Genomic DNA, 21040 nt, shown 5'->3' with positions numbered 1-21040 from the left:
AGCCAGTATGTGCGAACATCACCATGCCGATCGGCATATTTTATGTTCCCAGTGCGATATGCTCGTGGCGCTTCCCGCGCTCGAGCATGGACACAAAGCGGCATGCCCACGATGCGGGGCAACGCTGACAACCGAGTGGGACGCGCCGCGGCAGCGTCCCACTGCTTATGCTATTGCAGCGCTGTTCATGCTGTTACTCTCCAACCTGTTTCCCTTTATCTATATGAAAGTGGGCGGTATCACCAGTGAGGTCGATTTACTGGAGATACCCCGCGTCATGTTCTCGGAAGATTACGCCAGCCTGGGTACGTTCTTCCTGCTGTTCGTCCAGATCGTACCGGCGTGTTGCCTGACGATTATTTTACTGCTCGTCAACCGCGTGCAGATGCCGGTGGCATTAAAAATCTTGCTGGCGCGGATCCTGTTCCAGTTAAAAAGCTGGGGAATGGCGGAGATCTTCCTTGCCGGGATACTGGTGAGCTTCGTTAAGCTGATGGCCTACGGCGACGTGGGGATCGGGCTCAGTTTTATTCCCTGGTGCCTGTATTGCATCCTGCAACTGCGTGCATTTCAGTGTGTCGACCGCCGCTGGGCATGGGACGATATCGCCCCTGCACCGGCGCTACCGCAAACGCTGAAGGTCGGCGTGCCGGGGATCAACCAGAACCTGCGCCGCTGCCCCTGCTGTACGGCGATCCTCCCGGCTGACCTGGAGATCTGCCCGCGCTGTGAAACAAAAGGGCACGTGCGGCGTAAAAACAGCCTTCAGTGGACGATGGCACTGCTCGTCACCTCGGTCATGCTCTATCTCCCAGCCAACATCCTGCCGATTATGATCACCGATTTGCTGGGCGATGAAATGCCCTCGACCATCATGGCCGGGGTGATCCTGCTGTGGGGGGAGGGGTCCTATCCCGTGGCGCTGGTGATTTTTATCGCCAGTATCATGGTACCGACGCTCAAAATGATCGCTATTGCCTGGCTCTGTTGGGATGCCAAAGGACATGGCAAGCGGGATAGCGAGCGGATGCATTTGATTTATGAAGTTGTCGAGTTTGTCGGACGCTGGTCGATGATCGACGTGTTTGTGATTGCCGTTCTGTCTGCACTGGTGCGGATAGGCGGGCTAATGAGTATTTACCCCGCAATAGGGGCGTTAATGTTTGCATTGGTCGTGATAATGACCATGTTTGCGGCCATGACCTTCGATCCGCGTTTATCGTGGGATCGTGCGCCACAGTCGAGCCATGAGGATGAAAATAAGCATGGAAAATAAGAGTGGAGAGGCGAAAGTGCAGAAGGTCAGGAACTGGTCGCCGGTGTGGATCTTCCCCATCGTGACCGCGCTGATCGGTGCCTGGATCCTGTTTTATCATTACAGCCACCAGGGCCCGGTCGTGACGCTGATCACCACCAACGCTGAGGGGATTGAGGGCGGTAAAACGACCATCAAGAGCCGCAGCGTGGATGTGGGTGTGGTCGAAAGCGCAACCCTCACTGACGACCTGACGCACGTCGAAATTACAGCCCGCCTCAACGCCGGGATGGAGAAGCTGCTGCATGGCGACTCGGTGTTCTGGGTGGTGAAACCCCAGGTGGGTCGTGAAGGCATCAGCGGTCTGGGCACCCTGTTGTCCGGGGCCTATATCGAACTGCAGCCGGGGAAAAAGGGCTCGCAGCCGGGGCAGTATCAGCTGCTGGACTCGCCGCCGCTGGCACCGCCGGACGCGAAAGGCATTCGGGTGACCCTCGACAGTAAAAAAGCCGGTCAGCTGAGCCCGGGCGATCCGGTGCTGTTCCGCGGATATCGTGTAGGTTCCGTGGAAACCAGCACCTTTGACACCCAAAAACGCACCATCAGCTACCAGCTGTTTATCAACGCGCCGAACGATCGTCTGGTCACCGGCAACGTCCGCTTCTGGAAAGATAGCGGTATCGCCGTGGACTTAACCTCCGCCGGGATGCGCGTCGAGATGGGATCCCTCTCCACGCTGTTTGGCGGCGGAGTGAGCTTTGACGTACCGGAAGGGATGGATCAGGGGCAGCCGGTGGCGCAAAAAACCGCGTTCCGACTGTATGACGACCAGAAGAGCATTCAGGATTCCCTCTATACCGACCATATCGACTACCTGATGTTCTTCAAGGATTCTGTGCGTGGCCTGCAGCCGGGCGCGCCGGTTGAATTCCGCGGCATCCGTCTTGGTACCGTCGGCAAAGTGCCGTTCTTCGCGCCGGGAATGCGTCAGATGCTGGATGATGATTTCCGAATTCCGGTGCTGATCCGCATCGAGCCGGAGCGTCTGATTAACCAGATTGGCGATACGCCTGATATCGCTCAGCATATCGACGGGTTGATGAAGCGTGGCCTGCGTGGCTCGCTCAAAACCGGTAACCTGGTGACTGGGGCACTGTACGTGGATATGGACTTCTTCCCGAAAGAGCCGCCGGTGAAAGAGATCCGCGAGTTCTCGGGTTATAAAATCATTCCGACCGTGAGCAGTGGTCTGGCGCAGATCCAGCAGCGTCTGATGGAAACGCTGGATAAGATCAACAGCCTGCCGCTCAATCCAATGATTCAGCAGGCCACCAATACGCTTAGCGAGAGCCAGGCGACAATGCGTCGTCTGCAAACCACGCTGGATAACCTCAACAAGCTGACCGCCAGCCAGTCCATGCAGCAACTGCCGCAGGACATGCAGAAAACGCTGCGCGAGCTGAACCGCAGTATGCAGGGCTTCCAGCCGGGTTCAGCGGCGTACAACAAGATGGTGGCAGATATGCAGCGCCTCGATCAGGTTCTGCGTGAGCTCCAGCCGGTGCTCAAGACGCTGAACACGAAGAGCAACGCGCTGGTATTCGAAGCGAAAGACAAAAAGGACCCTGAGCCGAAGGGGGCTAAATAATGAAAAAATGGCTAACGATCACCGCAGTGGCAGCGCTCCTGACCGCCTGTAGCTCAGCAGAGAACAAGAGCTACTACCAGCTGCCAGTGGCGGCGCAGGCGGGGGGGCAAAGTGTCGCCAGCCAGGGCAATCGCCTGCTGTGGGTAGAGCAGGTGGCGGTGCCGGATTACCTGGCCGGTAACGGCGTGGTTTATCAGACCAGCGATGTGCAGTATGTCATCGCTAACAACAACCTGTGGGCCAGCCCGCTGGATCAGCAGCTGCGCAACACGCTGGTCGCCAATCTCAGCAGCCAGCTGCCGGGATGGGTGGTGGCGTCGCAGCCGCTGGGCAGCGATCAGGATACGCTCAACGTCAATGTGACCAACTTCCATGGCCGCTATGATGGCAGCGTGATCGTCAGCGGGGAGTGGTTGCTCAACCATCAGGGCCAGCTGATTAAGCGGCCTTTCCATCTGGAGCTGAAGCAGCAGAAGGATGGTTACGATGAGATGGTGAAAGTGTTGGCGCAAGGCTGGGCGCAGGAGTCAGCCAGTATCGCCAGAGAGATTTCCCGTCTGCCATAAGTAAAATTCATCGCACCGGGCCGCAGTTAGCGTCAGGCTAATTGCGGCTTTTTTTTCGTTTTACACTCAGGCCGTTACTTGTGCCGCGTCACACTTTTTGTACAAATGAATTTTTGACCAGGTCACATTTATGACACTGGCGTGAATTTTGCGCATTGACGCTAAGCGGGAATCAGGGTATTCGTTATCTGTGATTGCACGTTTTGTAATCACTGTTTTCTTTTCCACCAGATCAAATAATGAGGGAAACGAGGCATGAAGAGACAGAAACGAGATCGCCTTGAAAGGGCTCATCAACGTGGTTATCAGGCTGGCATCGCCGGACGTTCTAAAGAAATGTGTCCCTATCAGACCATCAATCAGAGGTCGCAATGGTTAGGGGGCTGGCGAGAAGCCATCGGAGACAGGGCAGTACTTGCTTGATAGCGTCTCTTTAAAAAAAGAAACCTCCGCAGTGCGGAGGTTTCGCCGTTTTATGCTTGTGTAAAAGCAAAAATCAGAAGGCGGAAGTATCCTGGAACAGACCCACTTTCAGGTCAGTTGCGGCGTAGATCAGACGACCATCGACCAGCACTTCGCCATCCGCCAGGCCCATAATCAGGCGACGGTTAACAATGCGTTTGAAGTGAATACGGTAGGTGACTTTTTTCGCAGTCGGCAGAACCTGACCGGTGAATTTCACTTCGCCAACGCCCAGGGCGCGGCCTTTGCCTTCACCACCCAGCCAGCCGAGGTAAAAACCAACCAGCTGCCACATGGCGTCCAGACCCAGGCAGCCTGGCATCACCGGATCGCCAATAAAGTGGCACCCAAAGAACCACAGGTCCGGGTTGATATCGAGCTCTGCTTCTACGTAACCCTTATCGAAGTTGCCGCCGGTTTCCGTCATCTTCACGACACGGTCCATCATCAGCATGTTCGGGGCCGGTAACTGCGGGCCTTTTGCGCCAAACAGTTCACCGCGACCAGAGGCAAGAAGATCTTCTTTTGTATAGGATTCGCGTTTATCTACCATGTTCTCAGTATGCCTTATTTTAGTGAAGGACGCAGGATAGCTAACACGTGTACGCTGAACAAGTCCGATCAGTTTGGCGTGAACCAGTTCAACCAGCGTAACGGCCAGGGATAACGGTGACGTGCTTCCTGCTGTGTTGCCTGCGCAATACGCTCCTGGATAGTGTGCATCAGCGTCGTCTGCCCTTCGGCATCCCACTCCAGGTTTGTCAGTAAGGGTAGCGCATCTGCTATATCTTCGATCGCCCAGAGGCTGAATTGTTCCTCTTCGACCGCGGTCAGCAGCTCCTGACTGAGGCTGAGATGACGGACGTTCGGCAGAGGAATAATGACGCCCTGTTTACCGCTCAGCCCGCGCTGCTGGCAGACGGTAAAGAAGCCTTCGATCTTTTCGTTCAGACCGCCGACCGGCTGCGCGCGACCAAACTGATCCACTGAACCGGTAATAGCAATGCTCTGATTCACCGGCACATCGGCCAGGGCGCTGATTAACGCGCAGAGCTCTGCCATCGAGGCGCTGTCGCCATCGACTTCGCTGTAGGACTGCTCGAAAGTCAGGGAGGCGGTGAAGGGGATCTGCTGCTCAAGCTGCAGTTCCGACATCAGATAAGCCTGCATGATCATCATGCCCTTGGCGTGAATGTTTCCGCCCAGCTCGGCTTTACGCTCCACGTCGATAAACTCACCGTCACCGATGTGCACGACGCAGCTGATGCGAGAGGGCTCGCCAAAGGCGCGAGGATGGCCAGGGAACTCAATCACCGACAGGGCGTTGATCTGTCCGACGCGTTCACCTTCGGTTTCGACCAGGATCTGCTCCAGCAGGATCTCGTCCTGCATGCGATCCGCAAGGTAGCCTTCACGCCACTCTCGCTGCACCAGCATCTGGGAGAGCTGTTCGCCGGTAAGGATGCCGTCATCGGTCATGGCCGCAGCTTCACGCAGCTGTTTGCCAAGCCACAGAGGACAAAGCGGAAGGGTCTCCTGATCGCCGGTATAGCGCACCGCTTCGCGGATCAGCACCGGCCAGGCGTCGGCCGCCAGCGTTGGCAACTGCGCGCGTTGACAGACGGCATGTACCCATTGGATCCATTGCAGCATATCTTCGGCATCGGCGATCTGCGTGCTGTCTTCGAATTCGCTGTACACCACCTGGTCGGCCAGCTCGGGTTCCATCTCCTGGAAATCGGCCAGCGCTTCGCGATCGCCAATCAGCACCACTTTTAGAGAGAGCGGCATAGAAGGAACGGCGACCGGAAGAGGGCGCGACTCATCATACGCCACCCAGTCAAAGCGCTGCTGGCTGACGCTGTTTTTCAGGCGCATCCACAGCAGAGGCTGGGCCAGAAGCGTGCGCAGGGAGATGAGCAACACACCGCCGTTGGCCTGATGGACCAGGCCGGGATGCAGGGTCAACTCACCGTTAAACTGGCGCAGGCAGCCGAACAGCTGTTCTGCTTCTGTCCAGCCCGCCGAAACAATGTTGCCTGTGACCGCAAAACGGCCATCGGGTACGGTTGCCGGTGCAAAGGTAACAGTACGCCCATCAATGCTGTATTCACCCCCAAAGACCGTCCCGGTTTCTGGTTGCAGCTGCCGCATGGCATCCGCCAGAAGACTCAGATACTCCGCTTCGTCTGGCGCTTTCAATAACATGAATGGTGAAGTTGCCCACGGGCTCAACATCTGCTCCATTGCGTAATGCAAACGGGGCTGTGTGTCGCTGAGGATATATTCGTGTTCGTTCGCGAGATCTGGCTGTGCAAACAGTTCCTGATAGCTTTCGGTATCCGGAACCAGGTCACGCCATGCAAGTTTCGTAATGGTCAAAGTTGATGTTTTTTAGTCAGAAGTAAAACGATGGAGTATACCGTAAGGCGCAGGCTCTGCCCATGAGGGAATGGGCGTTTCCAGCGATGAATGCATCACCGCGTGTCACAGGATATGATTTCTTTTCAGCAGATTGCCAAAAAACTGATATTCTGAACACAGTTACACGGTCACACTGAGATCGCAATGAAATACCAACAACTGGAAAATCTCGAAAGCGGCTGGAAATGGAAGTATCTGGTCAAAAAACACCGTGAAGGGGAATTGATCACGTGCTACCTCGAAGCCAGTGCTGCAAAAGAAGCTGTAGATTTATTGCTGACCCTCGAAAACGAACCCATTCTGGTCAACGGCTGGATAGATAAACACATCAATCCGGCGCTACTTAACCGCATGAAGCAGACCATCCGCGCGCGGCGTAAACGGCATTTTAATGCCGAGCACCAGCATACCCGGAAGAAATCGATCGATCTGGAGTTTATGGTCTGGCAACGTCTGGCCGGGCTTGCCCAGCGTCGCGGAAAAACCTTGTCAGAGACCATCGTGCAACTGATTGAAGATGCGGAACATAAAGAGAAGTACGCCAGTCAGATGTCGACCCTGAAAACCGATCTACAGGCGCTGCTGGCCGGTAAGAAGTAGCCTTTCAGTTTTCTTCAGGCAATAAAAAACCCCGCAACATGGCGGGGTTTTTTTATAAGACGATAACTTATGCCGCTGGCTGAGTTACAACGTCTTTGATGCCTTTAACTTCGATCTCTACGCGACGATCTGGTGCCAGGCAGTCGATCAGTGCAGCGCGAGCTTTCACGTTGTCACAGGTAGAACCGGTAACTGGGTTAGATTCGCCCATACCACGTGGGGAGATCTTGTTAGCCGGGATACCTTTAGAGATCAGGTAGTCAACAACGGACTGAGCACGTTTCTCAGACAGACCCTGGTTGTAAGCGTCAGAACCGATACGGTCGGTGAAGCCCAGAACCACTACGGAACCATCTTTAGGATCCAGGTTGCTCAGCTGGGTGTACAGCTGATCCAGTGCCTGCTGACCTTCTGGTTTCAGGGTTGCTTTGTTGAAGTTGAACAGAACGTCAGACTTCAGAGTGAAGTGCTTGGTCTGTACTTCTGGAGCTGGGGCTGGAGCTGGAGCAACGATTGGCGCTGCTTCTTCCTGCTGACCGAAGCGGTAAGAAACACCAACGCTCAGCATGCCGTTGTCTGGACGAACACCAACGGTGTTGCCGTCGCCGATGTTGTTAACCCACTGGTATTCCAGACGGGTAGCAACGTCACGGGTCATTGCCCACTCAACGCCACCTGCGAATACTGGAGATACGCCAGTGTCATGGTCGTCGCCAGCGATGCTGTTGCTGGAGTCTGCACGCCATACCATGCCGCCCAGACGGGTGTAGATGTCTACAGCGTCATTTACTGGGTAACCCAGTTTAGCAGTCAGCTGAACGCCCTGAGCTTTGAATGCGCCGTTAACGTTGTCGCCTTTGTAAGGCATACGGCCCAGCCAGTCGTAACCCATTTCGAAACCAACGTACGGGTTAACCTGATAACCACCGAACGCGCCTGCGCCCAGCTGGCTTTCGTGAGTTGGGCCGTCGTTATTCAGAGCGTCGTTATACCAGCCAGTGTCATGGAACTGAGACCAGCCCAGTTTACCACCAGCATACCAGGTATTATCTTTCGGAGCGGCCTGCGCTACGGTAGCGAAACCTGCCAGTGCCACTGCAATCGCGATAGCTGTCTTTTTCATTTTTTGCGCCTCGTTATCATCCAAAAATCGCCATGAGAATCTCAATGAGAGTCACGGTTAAATCCTTCACCGGGGGGCGGGGACAAAGAGTAAAGCTACCGATATCTTCGGTTTAGGCCGAGCACCCCTGGCGATGTAAAGTCTACAACGTACCTGAAAACTTACAAGTGTGAACTCCGTCAGGCATATGAAAAAAAAAGTTTTGTATACACAATATTTAACATTTATGGCGAAGTTTTGGACATGCTAAACTGGAGGAAGCCGCGGCAGACAAGACTTGTCGCGGCTTTTAGAAAGGGAACCAATGGCGTACAGCGCGTGCAAAAAAAATTCCAGGAAAACTCTTATTTTTACTCAATGATACAAATTTGAGTGAATTTTTAGCCCAGAAAGGTGTCCGTTGCCCAGAGCATTCATTCGTACGGGACGCATAATAAAGCCCAGTGCGTTACCTTCTTCGGCCGCTTCGGCCAGGCGATGTTGTTCCGTTTCGGTTAATTCTTCCGTAAACCAGCCAATCACCACGCTGTAATTCCCGGTACGCAGGGCCCTCACCATCGATTCTACAGTATGGCAGGGATCCATCTGGCTCACCTGCATCACTTTAGTCAGGGGTAATCCCGCCGATTGCACCCATTCCCGGCTCAATCTCTGCTGCGGCGTCAGCCACAGCTGCCAGCGATCCTGCTGACCAAGCTGCTGTAACAGAGGCAACAATAACAGCTGCGTCATCATGGGCTGGTCTTCACGGTAAAGCACTTCACTGATCAACCCGGTGGACATGTACGCAGCAGCGGAACTCCGTGCACTTTTGCCCGCGGAAGAAGAGAAAGTTGTTGAACGATTTGCATAGCCTGAAGAGTACATAATCAATCCAGCCCTGTAGTTACTGTATGGATATACAGTAACCCCTGTACGTCTAAAGATCAACCTCATTTTCGGAAAGCGCCTCGCAAATTTGGTTCGTTATTCAGACGGATTGAAAAATCATCTTGCCGTTCGATCGTAAGTTACCTATTTTTTGGCTAACGGATCCGTTAACAAATGAATTCACTATTACTGCATGATTTACAAGGGAAATATCATGAAAAAGTTATCATATGAGCGGATCTATCAATCTACGAAATACCTTTCATCCCTGGGTGATGTTGAGCACCGCGCGCTGTTTGGCGGCTACACCCTGGCGGTGGATGACGCGGTCTTTGCCATGGTCTCAGACGGGGAGTTATACCTGCGCGCCTGTGAAGAGAGCGCACAGTATTGCGTCAACAATGCCTCCTCTTACTTAACGCTGGTAAAACGGGGGCGCGCGGTATTGCTGAACTATTACCGCGTTGATGAGGCGCTCTGGCAGGATCGGGATAAACTCCTGCAGCTCTCCTCATTTGCCCTCGAAGCCGCGCGGCGGGAGCGCCGCGAGCGATACAAGCGCGACAGGCTGAAAGATTTACCCAATCTCACCTTTCAGCTTGAGATCCTGCTGAACGAGGCAGGCATCATCAACGAAGAAGCGTTACGCACCCTCGGCGCCGAAAAGTGCTGGCTGAAGATCAGAGCGCTTAACAAGCACCTGAGCTACAAGGTGCTGTTTGCGCTGGAAGGGGCGATTGTCGGGCTGCATGAAGCGGCGCTCCCGGAGAACAGGCGCCGGGAGCTGGTGGAGTGGTACAAAAAGCTGCCGGTGGAGAACCCCCCTCACTCCGGCAGTTGATTAACGTGCTGCTGTAATCGGCAAATTTCTGGCAGCAACGCGATAAGCAGACCGATTTGCTGCAGCACCAGTGGCGCTTTGCTCTCGGCACCCGGTTCAATATGCGAAATGCGTTGCGCCAGTTCGGACAGTGCCTGCTGCACCCGGGGTTCATCCGCCGGACGTTGATGAAGCGCATCATCCACATAGCAGACGGCATCATCAAGCAAGGCCAGGATGGCGGGGCTGGTCAGCCGTTCGCGGTGCGCACCCAGCGCCGAGATATAGCTGGTAAAGGTATGGTTCAGACACAACAGACGGAACGCGACTTCACGCGTTTCCGCTGTCGCCCGCGGCTCCCTGGACATGTTCGAAACCACCGACGCCAGTTCCGCATCGCGGTTGTAAGCGTCACGTCGGGCGATACGATAGGTCAGGCGGTTATCGCGGCCCTGATGGTACTGCTCGAGGATGGCATCCAGATAGCGGCAGTTGGCATTCATCGCCTGATCCAGCACCCGGGGCAGATTACGGAAACGCCAGTCCGGCCAGATAAAGCTCACCGCCGCCCAGGCAATGGCGCAGCCAATCAGGGTATCGACAATACGCGGCAGGGCCACTTCAAAGCCTTCACCGAGCAGATTGAAACAGAGCAACACCAGCAGGGTGATGAACATAGTGGCGTGCGCGTACTGGACGTTGCGAAACGCAAAAAACAGCACCCCGGTGATCACAATTAAGATCAACTGGCCTTCCAGAGAAGGGACGAAATAGAGGATCGGCAGCCCAATGGCGACCCCAACCAGCGTACCGATAATACGCAGCGCCAGCCGGTGGCGGGTGGCATTGTAGTTGGGCTGGCAGACAAACAGGCTGGTCAGTAAAATCCAGTAGCCATGATTAAGGCCGGTTACCTGTATAAAGGCATAGCCAATACAGAGCACCACCGACATCCTCACCGCATGACGAAACAGCGCCGATTCTGGCGAAAAATTGCGGCTTAACCGCAGCCACATATCGCTAAAACCGTGCAGGCTGTCATCGGCAAGCTGGTTTTCCACATCATTGCGGGGCATGGCCAGCGCCTGCTCAGATTCAATGGTGGCGAGCTGGGCGTCAATGGCGCGCAGGTTGTTCAACAGAAAACCCAGCGCCTTCATCTGTTCGGCAGAGGTCCCGCTGGCCTGGACACGATCGAGCGCCGCATCCAGGTGCGTGAAGGCCCGCTCAAAATGCGGATCGTGCTGATAGGGCGTGCGCAGCAGGATAGATCGCGACAGCTGCTGGCAGGCCTGGGACTGCATGGAGAGCAGGCGCTGGAAGCGAAACATCACGTCGCTGTAGCGGAACTTCTCGCGCAGATCGGCGTACTGAATATGCGAGGAGCTGGCGCGCTCGTGAATATCCTGCGCCACAAAGTAGTAGTGCAACGTTCGGCGGGTACCGCGCTGACCGCGATCGCCGCGCAACCGGGTAAGCAACGAGGCCTTAGTCTGGTTCAGCGTGGTCACCAGCTGGCCGTTTGCCAGGGCGACATCGTACAGCGGTCCCTGACCATCACCTTCAATATCCGGGTCGAAAAGCCGGGACTTGAGCTCCAGATAGTGCGCCAGCTGCTCATAGCTGCGGGCCAGGTTGTCCTGCAGCGGGCGGATGGGGAAGATCAGATGCCCGAAGAGGGTAAGCAGGTTATACCAGACCGCCCCCAGCAACAGCAGAACCGGCTGCTGATACCACTGGTCGTAAAGCGAGACTCCCAGCATGGTATAGATAGCAATCAGCAGCGCGCCAAAGGCGATGGTAGCGTAGCGCTGACCCAGCCCGCCCAGCAGGATAAAGACGCTGGTAGAGAGCATCAGGCCGATAGCGAAAAGCCACGGCCAGGGGAAAAGCAGTTCCACAGATGCCGAGGCGATAAAAAAGCAGATCAGCGTGATAACCAGATTGCGCAGCCGACCGGCGAGACGGTCATCCAGATCGGCCAGCGCCCCGGCCACGACGCCCAGCGTCAGGGGAATGGTCAGCTTCACATCGCCCAGCCACCAGGGCAGGGCAGTGCTGCCGCACAGGGCAATAAAGATCCTGGCGTTATACAGCCAGGTGCTGTTAAGGGTGTAGCGGCGAAGCAGCGGGCTTAGCATGAGCGCACGGGGTCCTTGTTACGGAAAACGACGGCGGGCGTTGGCTTCCCGCGCGGCGCGAGCCACTTCAACCGGGACGACCCGGCGTCCGACAGGCCACAGGGCGATGGCTGCAATTTTGAAATTGGCAATCCCGACAGGGATCCCGATAAGCGTAATACACTGGGCGATACCCGCCGCAATGTGCATCAGACACAGCCACCAGCCGAAGAAGATCAGCCACAGAATGTTAAGCAGCGTTCCGCCGGTATTCATCAGCGCGTTTTTGCTGCCAGGCTCCAGCTCGTCGACATGGACAGCTTCATTACCGTAAGGTACCAGCGAAAGTTTGGTGATCTCCCAGCAGGAGCGCGTCAGCGGCAGGGTGAAGATAAGCACCACGCTGATCAGCGTCGCCAGCAGCCAGGAGAGCGTGGTGGCAAAACCACCCAGGACAAAATTCAAAATATTCAGAACGGTACGCATAAAACCTCAATTCTTTCCGTAATGTTGAAGCCCTGCTGATTGTAACGTTTTTTTGCGCTGGAGCACCTGAAAACTGGCAGTTAAACTATCAGGCAATTACTCACGTCGTGGATCGGGCTGGACATGGAACTGAAAGCAACTTCGTTAGGCAAACGCCTGGCACAACATCCGTACGACAAAGTCGTTCTGCTCAACGCCGGAGTGAAAGTCTCCGGTGAACGCCATGAATATCTTATTCCCTTCAACCAGCTACTGGCCATTCACTGTAAGCGCGGCCTGGTCTGGGGCGAGCTGGAGTTTGTCCTGCCCGAAGAGAAAGTGGTGCGTCTGCACGGGACGGAGTGGGCGGAGACCCAGCGTTTTCACCACCATCTGAACACGCTCTGGCAGCAATGGAGTGCTGAAATGAGTGAGGTGGCAGCGCAGGTGCTGCAAAACGCGCTGAATGACATTGCCACCAGCAACGCGCAAAACAGCTGGCTGACGCGGGACAAAACCCTGGGCCTGCAGCAGAAAATTAACCAGGCGATTCAGGCTCTCCCGCTGTCGGTTTCCCGTCTGGAAGAGTTTGATAACTGCCGGGAAGCCTGGCGTCAGTGTCGGGCCTGGCTGGAGGATATTGACCAGAGCCGGCTGGCGCATAACCAGGCGTGGACCACCGCCATGCTCAGCCAGTATGCCGACTTTTTTGCCGGGATTGAGTCATCCCCGCTGAACCCGGCCCAGGCCCGGGCGGTGGTTAACGGTGAGCAGTCGCTGCTGGTGCTGGCGGGAGCCGGTAGCGGTAAAACCTCGGTGCTGGTTGCCCGGGCAGGCTGGCTCCTGACCCGCAATGAAGCCGCTCCCGAGCAAATCTTACTCCTGGCGTTTGGCCGCAAGGCCGCGCAGGAGATGGACGAGCGGATCGAGGCCCGGCTGCACACCCGGGATATTACCGCCAGGACCTTCCACTCCCTTGCCCTGCACATCATCCAGCAGGGAAGCAAAAAAGTGCCGGTCGTCAGCAAGCTTGAGAATGACACCGTGGCGCGACAGCAGATATTTATCGAGGCATGGCAACAGCAGTGCAGCGAGAAAAAAGCGCAGGCCAAGGGCTGGCGTCAGTGGCTGGAAGAGGAGCTTGACTGGAGCGTACCGGAAGGCAGTTTCTGGCAAAACGAGAAGCTGGCACGTCGGCTGGCCCCGCGCCTCGATCGCTGGGTGAGCCTGATGCGCATGCACGGCGGTGCGCAGGCCGAGATGATTGCCGGCGCGCCCGAAGAGGTGCGGGCCCTGTTCACAAAACGGGTGAAGTTAATGGCCCCGTTGTTAAAAGCGTGGAAAACCGCCCTCAAGGAGGAGAATGCTGTCGATTTTTCCGGGTTGATCCATCAGGCGATCGTTATTCTTGAGAAAGGCCGCTTCATCAGTCCGTGGAAGCACATCCTGGTGGATGAGTTTCAGGATATCTCCCCTCAGCGCGCGGCGCTGCTGGCAGCATTGCGGGCGCAGAACAAGCACACCACTCTGTTTGCCGTAGGCGATGACTGGCAGGCGATCTACCGCTTTAGCGGGGCGCAGCTGTCATTGACCACGGCGTTCCACCACTACTTTGGCGAGGGCGATCGCTGCGATCTTGATACCACCTACCGTTTCAATAACCGGATCGGCGAGATCGCCAACCGGTTTATCCAGCAGAACCCGCATCAGCTGGCAAAACCGCTGAACAGCCTGACGGCAGGGGACAAAAAAGCGGTCACGCTGCTGGCAGAGGATCAGCTCGATGCCCTGCTGGATAAACTGAGCGGTTACGCCAGGCCGGAAGAGCGCATTATGGTGCTGGCGCGCTATCACCACCTTAAGCCCGCCAGCCTCGAGAAAGCCGCGACCCGCTGGCCGAAACTGCAGCTCGATTTTATGACCATTCACGCCAGCAAGGGGCAGCAGGCCGATTACGTGATCGTGGTGGGATTGCAGGAAGGAAGCGATGGTTTCCCGGCACCTGCGCGTGAATCGGTGATGGAACAGGCCCTGCTGCCGGCGGTGGAAGAGTTTCCCGATGCGGAAGAGCGGCGACTCTTGTACGTGGCGATGACCCGCGCCCGTCACCGCGTCTGGCTGCTGTTTAACAAAGAGCAGCCTTCGCGTTTTGTCGACATGTTGAAAAACATCGATGTGCCGGTGGCGCGCAAACCCTGAGCCGGGTAAGGCGAAGCCGCCACCCGGCAATGCGGATACTTACTTCAGACGTTCAGCCAGATAGCGCTGATAATCCGGGATCAAAATCTCCACCTGGTCGTTAAACTGCGGCGAGGCGATGATAAAGTCCGCCGTCGACAGGTTGGTGGCGACCGGAATGTTCCACACCGTCGCCAGACGCAGCAGCGCTTTAACGTCCGGATCGTGCGGGACGGCATTCAGGGGATCCCAGAAGAAGATCAGCACATCAATCTTCCCCTCTGAAATCAGCGCGCCCACCTGCTGGTCGCCACCCATCGGGCCGCTCAGCAAGGCATTCACCTGCAGCCCGGTTTCGCGATGGATCAGATTACCGGTGGTTCCGGTGGCTGACAGCTGATGTTTTTCCAGCAGGGATTTGTGACGCTGCACCCAGTTGAGCAGCATCTGTTTGCAGTGATCGTGCGCCACCAGTGCGATATGTTTGCGGTCCGGCAGTGTGCGGGTTGTGAGTTCCATAATCTCTATCCGTTAGTTAACTGGTTACAGATTACTGGAAGCACCTGACGCTGCAAGAGAAAGGGGCAAAAATTGCGGCTCAGGACGAGGGTTGTTGCTTCGCCCACTGCAGAAAACGGCTGCGGGTTTCAGGATCGGCCTGAGCAAACCAGTATTTGAGTCGCTGCTCGGTCAGATTTTGCGACTGCGGTGGCGGCATATCCAGCTCGGATACGCCGGACAGCAGGGTACTATCATCGGCCATCGTGGTGGAGAATTCCGGTATCGAGGCGCTATGACCGGCTTTGTTGTAACGCTCGGTATCGTACTCATAGTTCACGCCGGTCGGCGTATCGGTAATTGCCAGAATATCCAGCTTCACCGGAATCGGAGTCGCATCGCCATCCAGTAATTCAATATGCGGCGAACGATCAAAAAGTTGCGACTCTTTTTCTGTTTCCAGCCGGGGAAGGCTAAAATTAACCTGACTGATGCGCTGGGTGTTAAAGCTGGCGACCAGCGGAGGGGAGATGTAGACCCGTTCTTCATGATTGCCGAGGCGAATGGTCTTCTCTACCCGAAATACAATCTGATGCGGGCCATTATCCAGCTCGATGCTGTCCGCACCGCGCAGCAGGGAACTGGAGACTTTTTTTCCGTCCAGTACCAGAAGGTCGATGTCCGTAGAGAGCCGCAGCGTTGTGGCAAAAACGCAAACCGGCATGAGCAGCGCAAACAGACTCCAGGCAATGCCGGTTTTCATAAAAAGCCCTCTTAAAAGACTCGCGTCTCGAATAATGTATCAAAATTTTTCTTCAATCATGTTTACTAACGTATAGATATGATCTGGCAATTTGCCCTCATACAGACGTATGGGATAGCCGGTTGCTCTCACTGCATTGATATTGATGTTGAATACGCCAGGAGGAATTTCATGAAACAGAACGATATTGCGGAGATCCTTTCCACCACCCGAACCATTGCGCTGGTAGGCGCGAGCGACAAGCCCGATCGTCCCAGTTACCGGGTAATGAAATATCTGCTCGAACAGGGCTATCACGTGATCCCGGTATCGCCAAAAGTGGCAGGTAAAACGCTGTTAGGTCAGCAGGGGTATGGCACCCTGACGGAGGTACCGGAAAAAATCGATATGGTGGATGTGTTCCGTAATTCGGAAGCCGCCTGGGGCGTGGCCCAGGAAGCCATTGCGGTCGGGGCGAAAACCCTGTGGTTACAGCTCGGGGTGATTAACGAACAGGCGGCGGTGCTGGCGCGAGACGCAGGCATGAATGTGGTGATGGACCGCTGTCCGGCAATTGAGATCCCTCGCCTGGGGATGGCGAAGTAATAAAAAAAACCCGGTCAGCCTGGCTGCCGGGTTTTTCGTTAGTTGCGCAGGCGCGGGGCCTGTAACTGTCTGCGGATCGTTTGCGCCAGTTCATCCATGGAAGGCTGTTCAGGGTGTTCATCCTGCTGCTCGCCACTGAGCTGGGCTTCGGCAAGATAGGTATGCACGGCCTGGCCTTCGTCGTCTTCCATCACCACGTGGTACCAGGGGGCGGCGCGGAGTTCTGCGTTCACCGCCAGCTCATCGGCTGACGGTTCGTCGAGGGAATATTCCGGGTCGATATCCACGACCACGCCCAGGTATCCTAACAGGGAGTGGCGGACCTGCTGGCCGATACCGAATTTGCTGGCAATCATAGTCACCTCCCGGGAAACGTTACTTACTCTATAGGTGAGGGCAACATTCCACTTTTCAAGTTACATGATGCGACAGGCAAATCCTTTCAGATACAGCCCTTCCGGATAGGTAGCGATCACCGGATGATCGGCCGCCTGACGGAACTGCTCTATAAATTGTACATCACGCCCGGCATCTACAGCGGCATCGGCGATAATTTTCTGGAACAATTCGGTGGTCATTAGGCCAGAACAGGAGAAGGTCAGCAGCACCCCGCCCGGGTTAAGCAGCTGGATCGCCAGCATGTTGATGTCTTTATAGCCGCGGCAGGCCCCCATCAGCTGGTTTTTATTTTCCACGAACTTCGGCGGATCCATCACGATCACGTCAAACTTCTCGCCCTGGTCGCGGTATTTGCGCAGCAGTTTAAAGACATCGTCGCGGACAAATTCGGCTTTGCTCAGATCCAGCTTGTTCAGCTCAACGTTCTGCTTTGCCACGTCCAGCGCTTCCTGCGAGGTATCCACGCTCACCACCTGGCTGCAGCCGCCCATCAGGGCCGAAACCGCAAAGCCGCCGGTGTAGGAGAAGCAGTTCAGTACACGTTTATCGGCAACATACTGGCGGGTCGCCAGACGGCTGTCGCGCTGATCGAGGTAGTAACCGGTCTTATGGCCGCCCTGAATATCCACCAGCAGTTTCATGCCGTGCTCTTCGATAGGCAGCAGGGCAGGCGGCAGTTCACCGGTGACCGGGCCCTGGGTCAGCTCCATTCCCTCTTTTTTACGCACCGCAACGTCGCTGCGATCGTAAATGGCGCACTCGGGATACTGCGCCTGCAGGGCGCTGATTAACGCCGCGCGCTGATATTCAGCCCCGGCGCTTAACAGCTGCAGCACCAGGAAGTTACCGAAACGGTCGATGGTCACGCCCGGTAGGCCGTCGGACTCACCGGCGATGAGGCGATAGCTGTCCAGCCCGTCGCGTTTTGCCAGCCAGTCACGCCACTGCTGTGCCTGCTGCAGACGACGAACGAAGAAGTCGATGTCGATGGTTTCATCTTTATCGAAGGTCCAGACGCGGGCGCGGATCTGCGATGCTGGCGAGTATGCGCCGCGCGCTAACCATTTCCCCTGATGATCAACGATATCGATGGTTTCACCGAGACTGGCTTTGCCTTCCATACGCGCAACCGCGCCGGAGAAGACCCAGGGATGGCGGCGCAACAAGGATTTATCGCGCCCTTTGGCTAACACTAAACGTACACTCATAATTTACTATTCTGTCGATTCCAGGGAAATGGCGCGTAGAGTAGCACAGATGGTCAGTGGCAATCATCTGCGGACACTATTGAGCGTTTCGGCACAAATCAAAATCGCTCTGGCACATTACCCCTTTGCTGCGGGATTTACAGTGTGGTTTCCAGCTCAGCAAAAGGAAACTCTAATGAAAAAGCACATTGCAATCGCAGCAGTCACTCTGGCGGGGATGAGTTTTACTGTCTCAGCGGCATTACCTTTCAGCCTCAACAGCCGGGATATTTCGGCTGAACAGCGATTAACACAGAATCAGGTCTTCAACGGGTTTGGCTGTCATGGCGACAATCAATCGCCGCAGCTGACATGGAAAAACCAGCCGCCGGGCACCAAAAGTTTTGCCATTACCGTTTATGATCCCGCAGCGCCGACCGGCAGCGGCTGGTGGCACTGGACGGTGGTGAACATACCGGCACAAACCCGGGACCTGCCCGCCGGTGCCGGAAACCAGAATAACGAGAAATTACCCGCAGGGGCGGTACAGGGACGTAATGATTTCGGTTACTCTGGCTTTGGCGGTGCGTGCCCGCCGGAGGGAGACAAGCCTCACCCGTACCAGATCACCGTCTGGGCGCTGGATGTGGATAAGCTGCCCATTGATGAAAACGCCAGCGGCGCGCTGGTCGGCTTTATGCTCAACAGCCACGCGCTGGCGAAGGCGCAATTAACCGCAACATACGCAAGATAGGGGTGGCCCGGTGCAGGATTTTCATTTTCAACATAAACATCTGACCGCGGCTGAGGTCAATGCCAGCAAAATGCATCGCCTGCACCAGGTTAAGCTTTTCTATCCTGCCATCTGTCATATTACGCACGGCAGTAAGGTGATTATTCATGAGGATAGCCGCCTGGTCGCCACGCCCGATGAGTTAATCATCATCCCGGCCAATACGCCGATGGAAATCATTAATCAGCCTGCGCAGGGTATTTTTCATTCTGATTTGCTGCTGTTGTCACCGGACATTATTGCGGAGTTTAAAACCCGTTACCTGCAGGCGTGGCCGCGGAGCAAAACCGACTCGCTCTGCGCACCGCTCAGCGAAGGACTGGGCTTTATGTGGGGCAATCTGCTGCATGCGGTGCGGCATGATTTTCCCGACGAATTGCAAAAGCATCAGGCCTTCGGGCTGCTGCTGGCGCTGCTGCACGACGGGGTGGCGGGGCCGCTGCTTATCGAGCGCAATATCAATCTCACGGAACAGGTGCGACAGTTCATCATGATGTCACCCGGCCGGGCATGGACCGCGCAGGATGTTGCCAGTCGTCTGGCCGTCAGCGTGCCGACCCTGCGTCGGCGCTTGCGCGAAGAGTCGCACAGCTTTCGCCAGATTGTGGAGGAGGTGCGTATGGCGGTGGCGCTCTCTCAGCTTCAGTCGACCCGGCTGCCGGTCGGTGAGATCGCTATGCAGTGCGGGTATCTTTCCAGCTCGCGTTTTACGGCCCGTTTTCGCCAGCATTACGGCTGTTTACCCAAAACGTTACGCTAATCGTCAGGCCATAATTTGCTATTCTTGTGGTCAGGGCCTGGCACGGATAAGGGGAAAGAGTATGGCAAAAGTCTGCACTATCGCGTGGGTTCACGGCACGGTTCAGGGGGTTGGCTTTCGTTACAGCACGCAGCGTGAAGCCACAGATCTGGGGTTGACCGGGTACGCGCGCAATATGGATGACGGCAGCGTCGAGGTGGTAGCCTGCGGTGAAGCGGAGCAGGTCGACAAACTGCTCGCCTGGCTTAAGGCGGGCGGGCCGCGCATCGCCCGGGTTGAAAAGGTCCTGTCAGAACCACATCAACCCGAGCGGGAATACGTTAATTTCGGTATTCGCTATTAAATGCACTTCACGGGCTTAGGCAGGCCGGCGATCTTGGTCGCCTGTTTTGCCGGGCCTTTCGGGAACAGACGATACAGATAGCGGCTGTTGCCTTTCTCCTCGCCATACTTATTGGCCATCGCTTTCACCAGCATGCGAATGGCGGGAGAGGTATTAAATTCCAGATAGAAATCACGCACGAACCGCACCACTTCCCAGTGCTCCGGCGTCAGGGCGATAGACTCTTTTTCGGCAATGACAGCCGCCAGCCCTTCGCTCCACTGGCTGGTCTCTTTCAGATAGCCTTCGCTATCGGTCTCAATCTCTTTACCTTCAAAGTTCAGCATAATCATCACAGGTTTATCGAAAACCGCGGCAGTTTACCAAAAAAGAAAGCCCCGCATAAGCGGGGCTTTTGATACAGCACTGTCGGTTAATCGCGGCTGGCGAAGCCGAGGATGCTCAGCAGGCTGACAAAGATGTTATACAGCGACACATACAGGCTCACGGTAGCGCGGATGTAGTTGGTCTCGCCGCCATGAATGATGTTGCTGGTTTCCATCAGGATCGCCCCGGAGGAGATCAGGATGAACACGGCGCTGATGGCCAGGTGCAGAGCCGGCAGCTGCAGGAAGATGTTCGCCACCATACCGATCAGCACCACCACGATGCCCGCCATCAGCATACCGCCGAGGAAAGACATGTCTTTGCGGGTGGTCAGGACATAGGCAGAACAGCAGAAGAACACCGCAGCCGTACCGCCCAGCGCCAGGCCAATCAGATCGCCCATACCGGCCGACAGATAGGTGTTAAGCATTGGCCCCAGGATGTAGCCCAGGAAACCGGTAAAGGCGAACGCAGACAGAATACCAACCGGCTTGTCGGCGGTTTTGTAGGTCAGGAACATCAGACCGTACATGCCGACCAGGGTCAGGATCAGCCCCGGAGACGGCAGCATCAGCACGGTGCTGGCGGTTGCCGTCAGCGCGGAGAAGGCCAGCGTCAGGCTGAGCATAAAGTAGGTATTACGCAGCACCTTGTGGGTGCTGAGCAGCGATGTGCGGTCGCGTGAAGAACTAATAATACGATCCATGAGTCACTCTCTTATGACAGATGTAATTAACGGCAAGAATAGAAAACGACGCGCCGGTTACAAAGTGGTTTTACCCATCTTTACTCAGCGTGTTAGGGGTAGAGCCAGC

At 55.8% G+C, this 21040-nt stretch carries 23 protein-coding genes; 11 read left to right on the top strand and 12 right to left on the bottom strand.

Annotated features, from left to right (window positions below; translation table 11 throughout):
* The first annotated feature begins 7 nt into the window (after positions 1 to 7).
* The 4 genes from pqiA to rmf all read left to right on the top strand — a co-directional run bounded on the left by pqiA (position 8) and on the right by rmf (position 3892).
* Positions 8 to 1276 (top strand): membrane integrity-associated transporter subunit PqiA, encoded by a 1269-nt coding sequence (gene pqiA, locus WFO70_RS09005; protein WP_337015714.1) that lies wholly within the window; start codon positions 8 to 10, stop codon positions 1274 to 1276.
* Complete coding sequence (gene pqiB, locus WFO70_RS09000; protein WP_337015713.1) at positions 1266 to 2903, top strand: intermembrane transport protein PqiB; 1638 nt, start codon at positions 1266 to 1268, stop codon at positions 2901 to 2903. The genes pqiA and pqiB overlap by 11 nt, the downstream gene beginning before the upstream one ends.
* Positions 2903 to 3469 (top strand): membrane integrity-associated transporter subunit PqiC, encoded by a 567-nt coding sequence (gene pqiC, locus WFO70_RS08995; protein ID WP_337015712.1) that lies wholly within the window; start codon positions 2903 to 2905, stop codon positions 3467 to 3469. Before pqiB ends, pqiC begins: the two co-directional genes overlap by 1 nt.
* Before the next feature lie 255 nt (positions 3470 to 3724).
* Complete coding sequence (gene rmf / locus WFO70_RS08990; RefSeq protein ID WP_032617397.1) at positions 3725 to 3892, top strand: ribosome modulation factor; 168 nt, start codon at positions 3725 to 3727, stop codon at positions 3890 to 3892.
* 73 nt (positions 3893 to 3965) lie between these two features.
* On the opposite strand, the gene fabA is transcribed toward rmf, so the two are convergent.
* Positions 3966 to 4484 (bottom strand): 3-hydroxyacyl-[acyl-carrier-protein] dehydratase FabA, encoded by a 519-nt coding sequence (fabA, locus tag WFO70_RS08985; protein ID WP_271269456.1) that lies wholly within the window; start codon positions 4482 to 4484, stop codon positions 3966 to 3968.
* Positions 4485 to 4552: 68 nt separating this feature from the next.
* A complete protein-coding gene (locus tag WFO70_RS08980) occupies positions 4553 to 6313 on the bottom strand; it encodes a Lon protease family protein (RefSeq protein ID WP_337015710.1) in 1761 nt (586 codons plus the stop codon).
* A 186-nt stretch (positions 6314 to 6499) separates the two neighbouring features.
* Between WFO70_RS08980 and matP the strand changes: the two genes are divergently transcribed.
* Positions 6500 to 6955, top strand: coding sequence for a macrodomain Ter protein MatP (matP, locus tag WFO70_RS08975; RefSeq protein ID WP_337015709.1), 456 nt, complete (start codon positions 6500 to 6502; stop codon positions 6953 to 6955).
* Positions 6956 to 7022: 67 nt separating this feature from the next.
* Here matP and ompA read toward each other — a convergent pair whose 3' ends face one another.
* Together ompA and sulA are read right to left on the bottom strand one after the other, a co-directional pair.
* Positions 7023 to 8078, bottom strand: a complete 1056-nt coding sequence (ompA, locus tag WFO70_RS08970) for a porin OmpA (RefSeq protein WP_103181059.1) — start codon at positions 8076 to 8078, stop codon at positions 7023 to 7025.
* Between the two features lie 354 nt (positions 8079 to 8432).
* The gene (gene sulA, locus WFO70_RS08965; RefSeq protein WP_337015708.1) at positions 8433 to 8945 is read right to left on the bottom strand and encodes an SOS-induced cell division inhibitor SulA; all 513 of its coding nucleotides are present in this window, start codon (positions 8943 to 8945) and stop codon (positions 8433 to 8435) included.
* Between the two features lie 217 nt (positions 8946 to 9162).
* Here sulA and WFO70_RS08960 point away from each other — a divergent pair, with 217 nt between their 5' ends.
* A complete protein-coding gene (locus tag WFO70_RS08960) occupies positions 9163 to 9789 on the top strand; it encodes a TfoX/Sxy family DNA transformation protein (RefSeq protein WP_337015707.1) in 627 nt (208 codons plus the stop codon).
* Here WFO70_RS08960 and yccS read toward each other — a convergent pair.
* A complete protein-coding gene (gene yccS, locus WFO70_RS08955) occupies positions 9774 to 11909 on the bottom strand; it encodes a YccS family putative transporter (RefSeq protein ID WP_337015706.1) in 2136 nt (711 codons plus the stop codon). The two genes, WFO70_RS08960 and yccS, sit on opposite strands and share 16 nt — an antisense overlap.
* Positions 11910 to 11927: 18 nt before the next feature.
* A complete protein-coding gene (locus tag WFO70_RS08950) occupies positions 11928 to 12374 on the bottom strand; it encodes a YccF domain-containing protein (protein WP_337015705.1) in 447 nt (148 codons plus the stop codon).
* Between the two features lie 123 nt (positions 12375 to 12497).
* On the opposite strand from WFO70_RS08950, the gene helD reads away from it, so the two are divergent.
* On the top strand, positions 12498 to 14552 hold the full coding sequence (gene helD, locus WFO70_RS08945; protein WP_337015703.1) for a DNA helicase IV: 2055 nt from the start codon (positions 12498 to 12500) through the stop codon (positions 14550 to 14552).
* Between the two features lie 39 nt (positions 14553 to 14591).
* Here helD and mgsA read toward each other — a convergent pair whose 3' ends face one another.
* A complete protein-coding gene (gene mgsA, locus WFO70_RS08940; protein WP_337015702.1) occupies positions 14592 to 15050 on the bottom strand; it encodes a methylglyoxal synthase in 459 nt (152 codons plus the stop codon).
* A gap of 79 nt (positions 15051 to 15129) precedes the next feature.
* Complete coding sequence (gene csgI, locus WFO70_RS08935) at positions 15130 to 15792, bottom strand: curli synthesis inhibitor (RefSeq protein WP_337015701.1); 663 nt, start codon at positions 15790 to 15792, stop codon at positions 15130 to 15132.
* A gap of 171 nt (positions 15793 to 15963) precedes the next feature.
* Between csgI and WFO70_RS08930 the strand changes: the two genes are divergently transcribed.
* A complete protein-coding gene (locus WFO70_RS08930; protein WP_337015700.1) occupies positions 15964 to 16377 on the top strand; it encodes a CoA-binding protein in 414 nt (137 codons plus the stop codon).
* Between the two features lie 38 nt (positions 16378 to 16415).
* On the opposite strand, the gene hspQ is transcribed toward WFO70_RS08930, so the two are convergent.
* Both hspQ and rlmI read right to left on the bottom strand, forming a co-directional pair.
* Positions 16416 to 16733, bottom strand: a complete 318-nt coding sequence (gene hspQ / locus WFO70_RS08925; protein WP_032617412.1) for a heat shock protein HspQ — start codon at positions 16731 to 16733, stop codon at positions 16416 to 16418.
* 60 nt (positions 16734 to 16793) lie between these two features.
* Positions 16794 to 17984 (bottom strand): 23S rRNA (cytosine(1962)-C(5))-methyltransferase RlmI, encoded by a 1191-nt coding sequence (gene rlmI, locus WFO70_RS08920; RefSeq protein WP_337015699.1) that lies wholly within the window; start codon positions 17982 to 17984, stop codon positions 16794 to 16796.
* 175 nt (positions 17985 to 18159) lie between these two features.
* Between rlmI and WFO70_RS08915 the strand changes: the two genes are divergently transcribed.
* From WFO70_RS08915 to yccX, 3 genes are all read left to right on the top strand, one after another.
* Positions 18160 to 18717 (top strand): kinase inhibitor, encoded by a 558-nt coding sequence (locus WFO70_RS08915; RefSeq protein WP_337015698.1) that lies wholly within the window; start codon positions 18160 to 18162, stop codon positions 18715 to 18717.
* A 70-nt stretch (positions 18718 to 18787) separates the two neighbouring features.
* A complete protein-coding gene (locus tag WFO70_RS08910) occupies positions 18788 to 19516 on the top strand; it encodes a helix-turn-helix transcriptional regulator (protein ID WP_442913371.1) in 729 nt (242 codons plus the stop codon).
* A 61-nt stretch (positions 19517 to 19577) separates the two neighbouring features.
* A complete protein-coding gene (yccX, locus tag WFO70_RS08905) occupies positions 19578 to 19859 on the top strand; it encodes an acylphosphatase (RefSeq protein ID WP_337015696.1) in 282 nt (93 codons plus the stop codon).
* Here yccX and tusE read toward each other — a convergent pair.
* Together tusE and yccA are read right to left on the bottom strand one after the other, a co-directional pair.
* Positions 19856 to 20185 (bottom strand): sulfurtransferase TusE, encoded by a 330-nt coding sequence (gene tusE, locus WFO70_RS08900; RefSeq protein WP_032617485.1) that lies wholly within the window; start codon positions 20183 to 20185, stop codon positions 19856 to 19858. The genes yccX and tusE overlap by 4 nt on opposite strands.
* A gap of 86 nt (positions 20186 to 20271) precedes the next feature.
* Positions 20272 to 20931 (bottom strand): FtsH protease modulator YccA, encoded by a 660-nt coding sequence (gene yccA, locus WFO70_RS08895; RefSeq protein ID WP_039029428.1) that lies wholly within the window; start codon positions 20929 to 20931, stop codon positions 20272 to 20274.
* Between the last annotated feature and the right edge of the window lie 109 nt (positions 20932 to 21040).

Origin of the sequence: Leclercia sp. AS011 (assembly GCF_037152535.1) — a bacterium.
In the GTDB taxonomy this organism is placed as follows: Bacteria; Pseudomonadota; Gammaproteobacteria; order Enterobacterales; family Enterobacteriaceae; genus Enterobacter.
The sequence above is the reverse complement of the archived record's forward strand: the minus strand, read 5'-3'. Positions and strand labels throughout refer to the sequence as shown.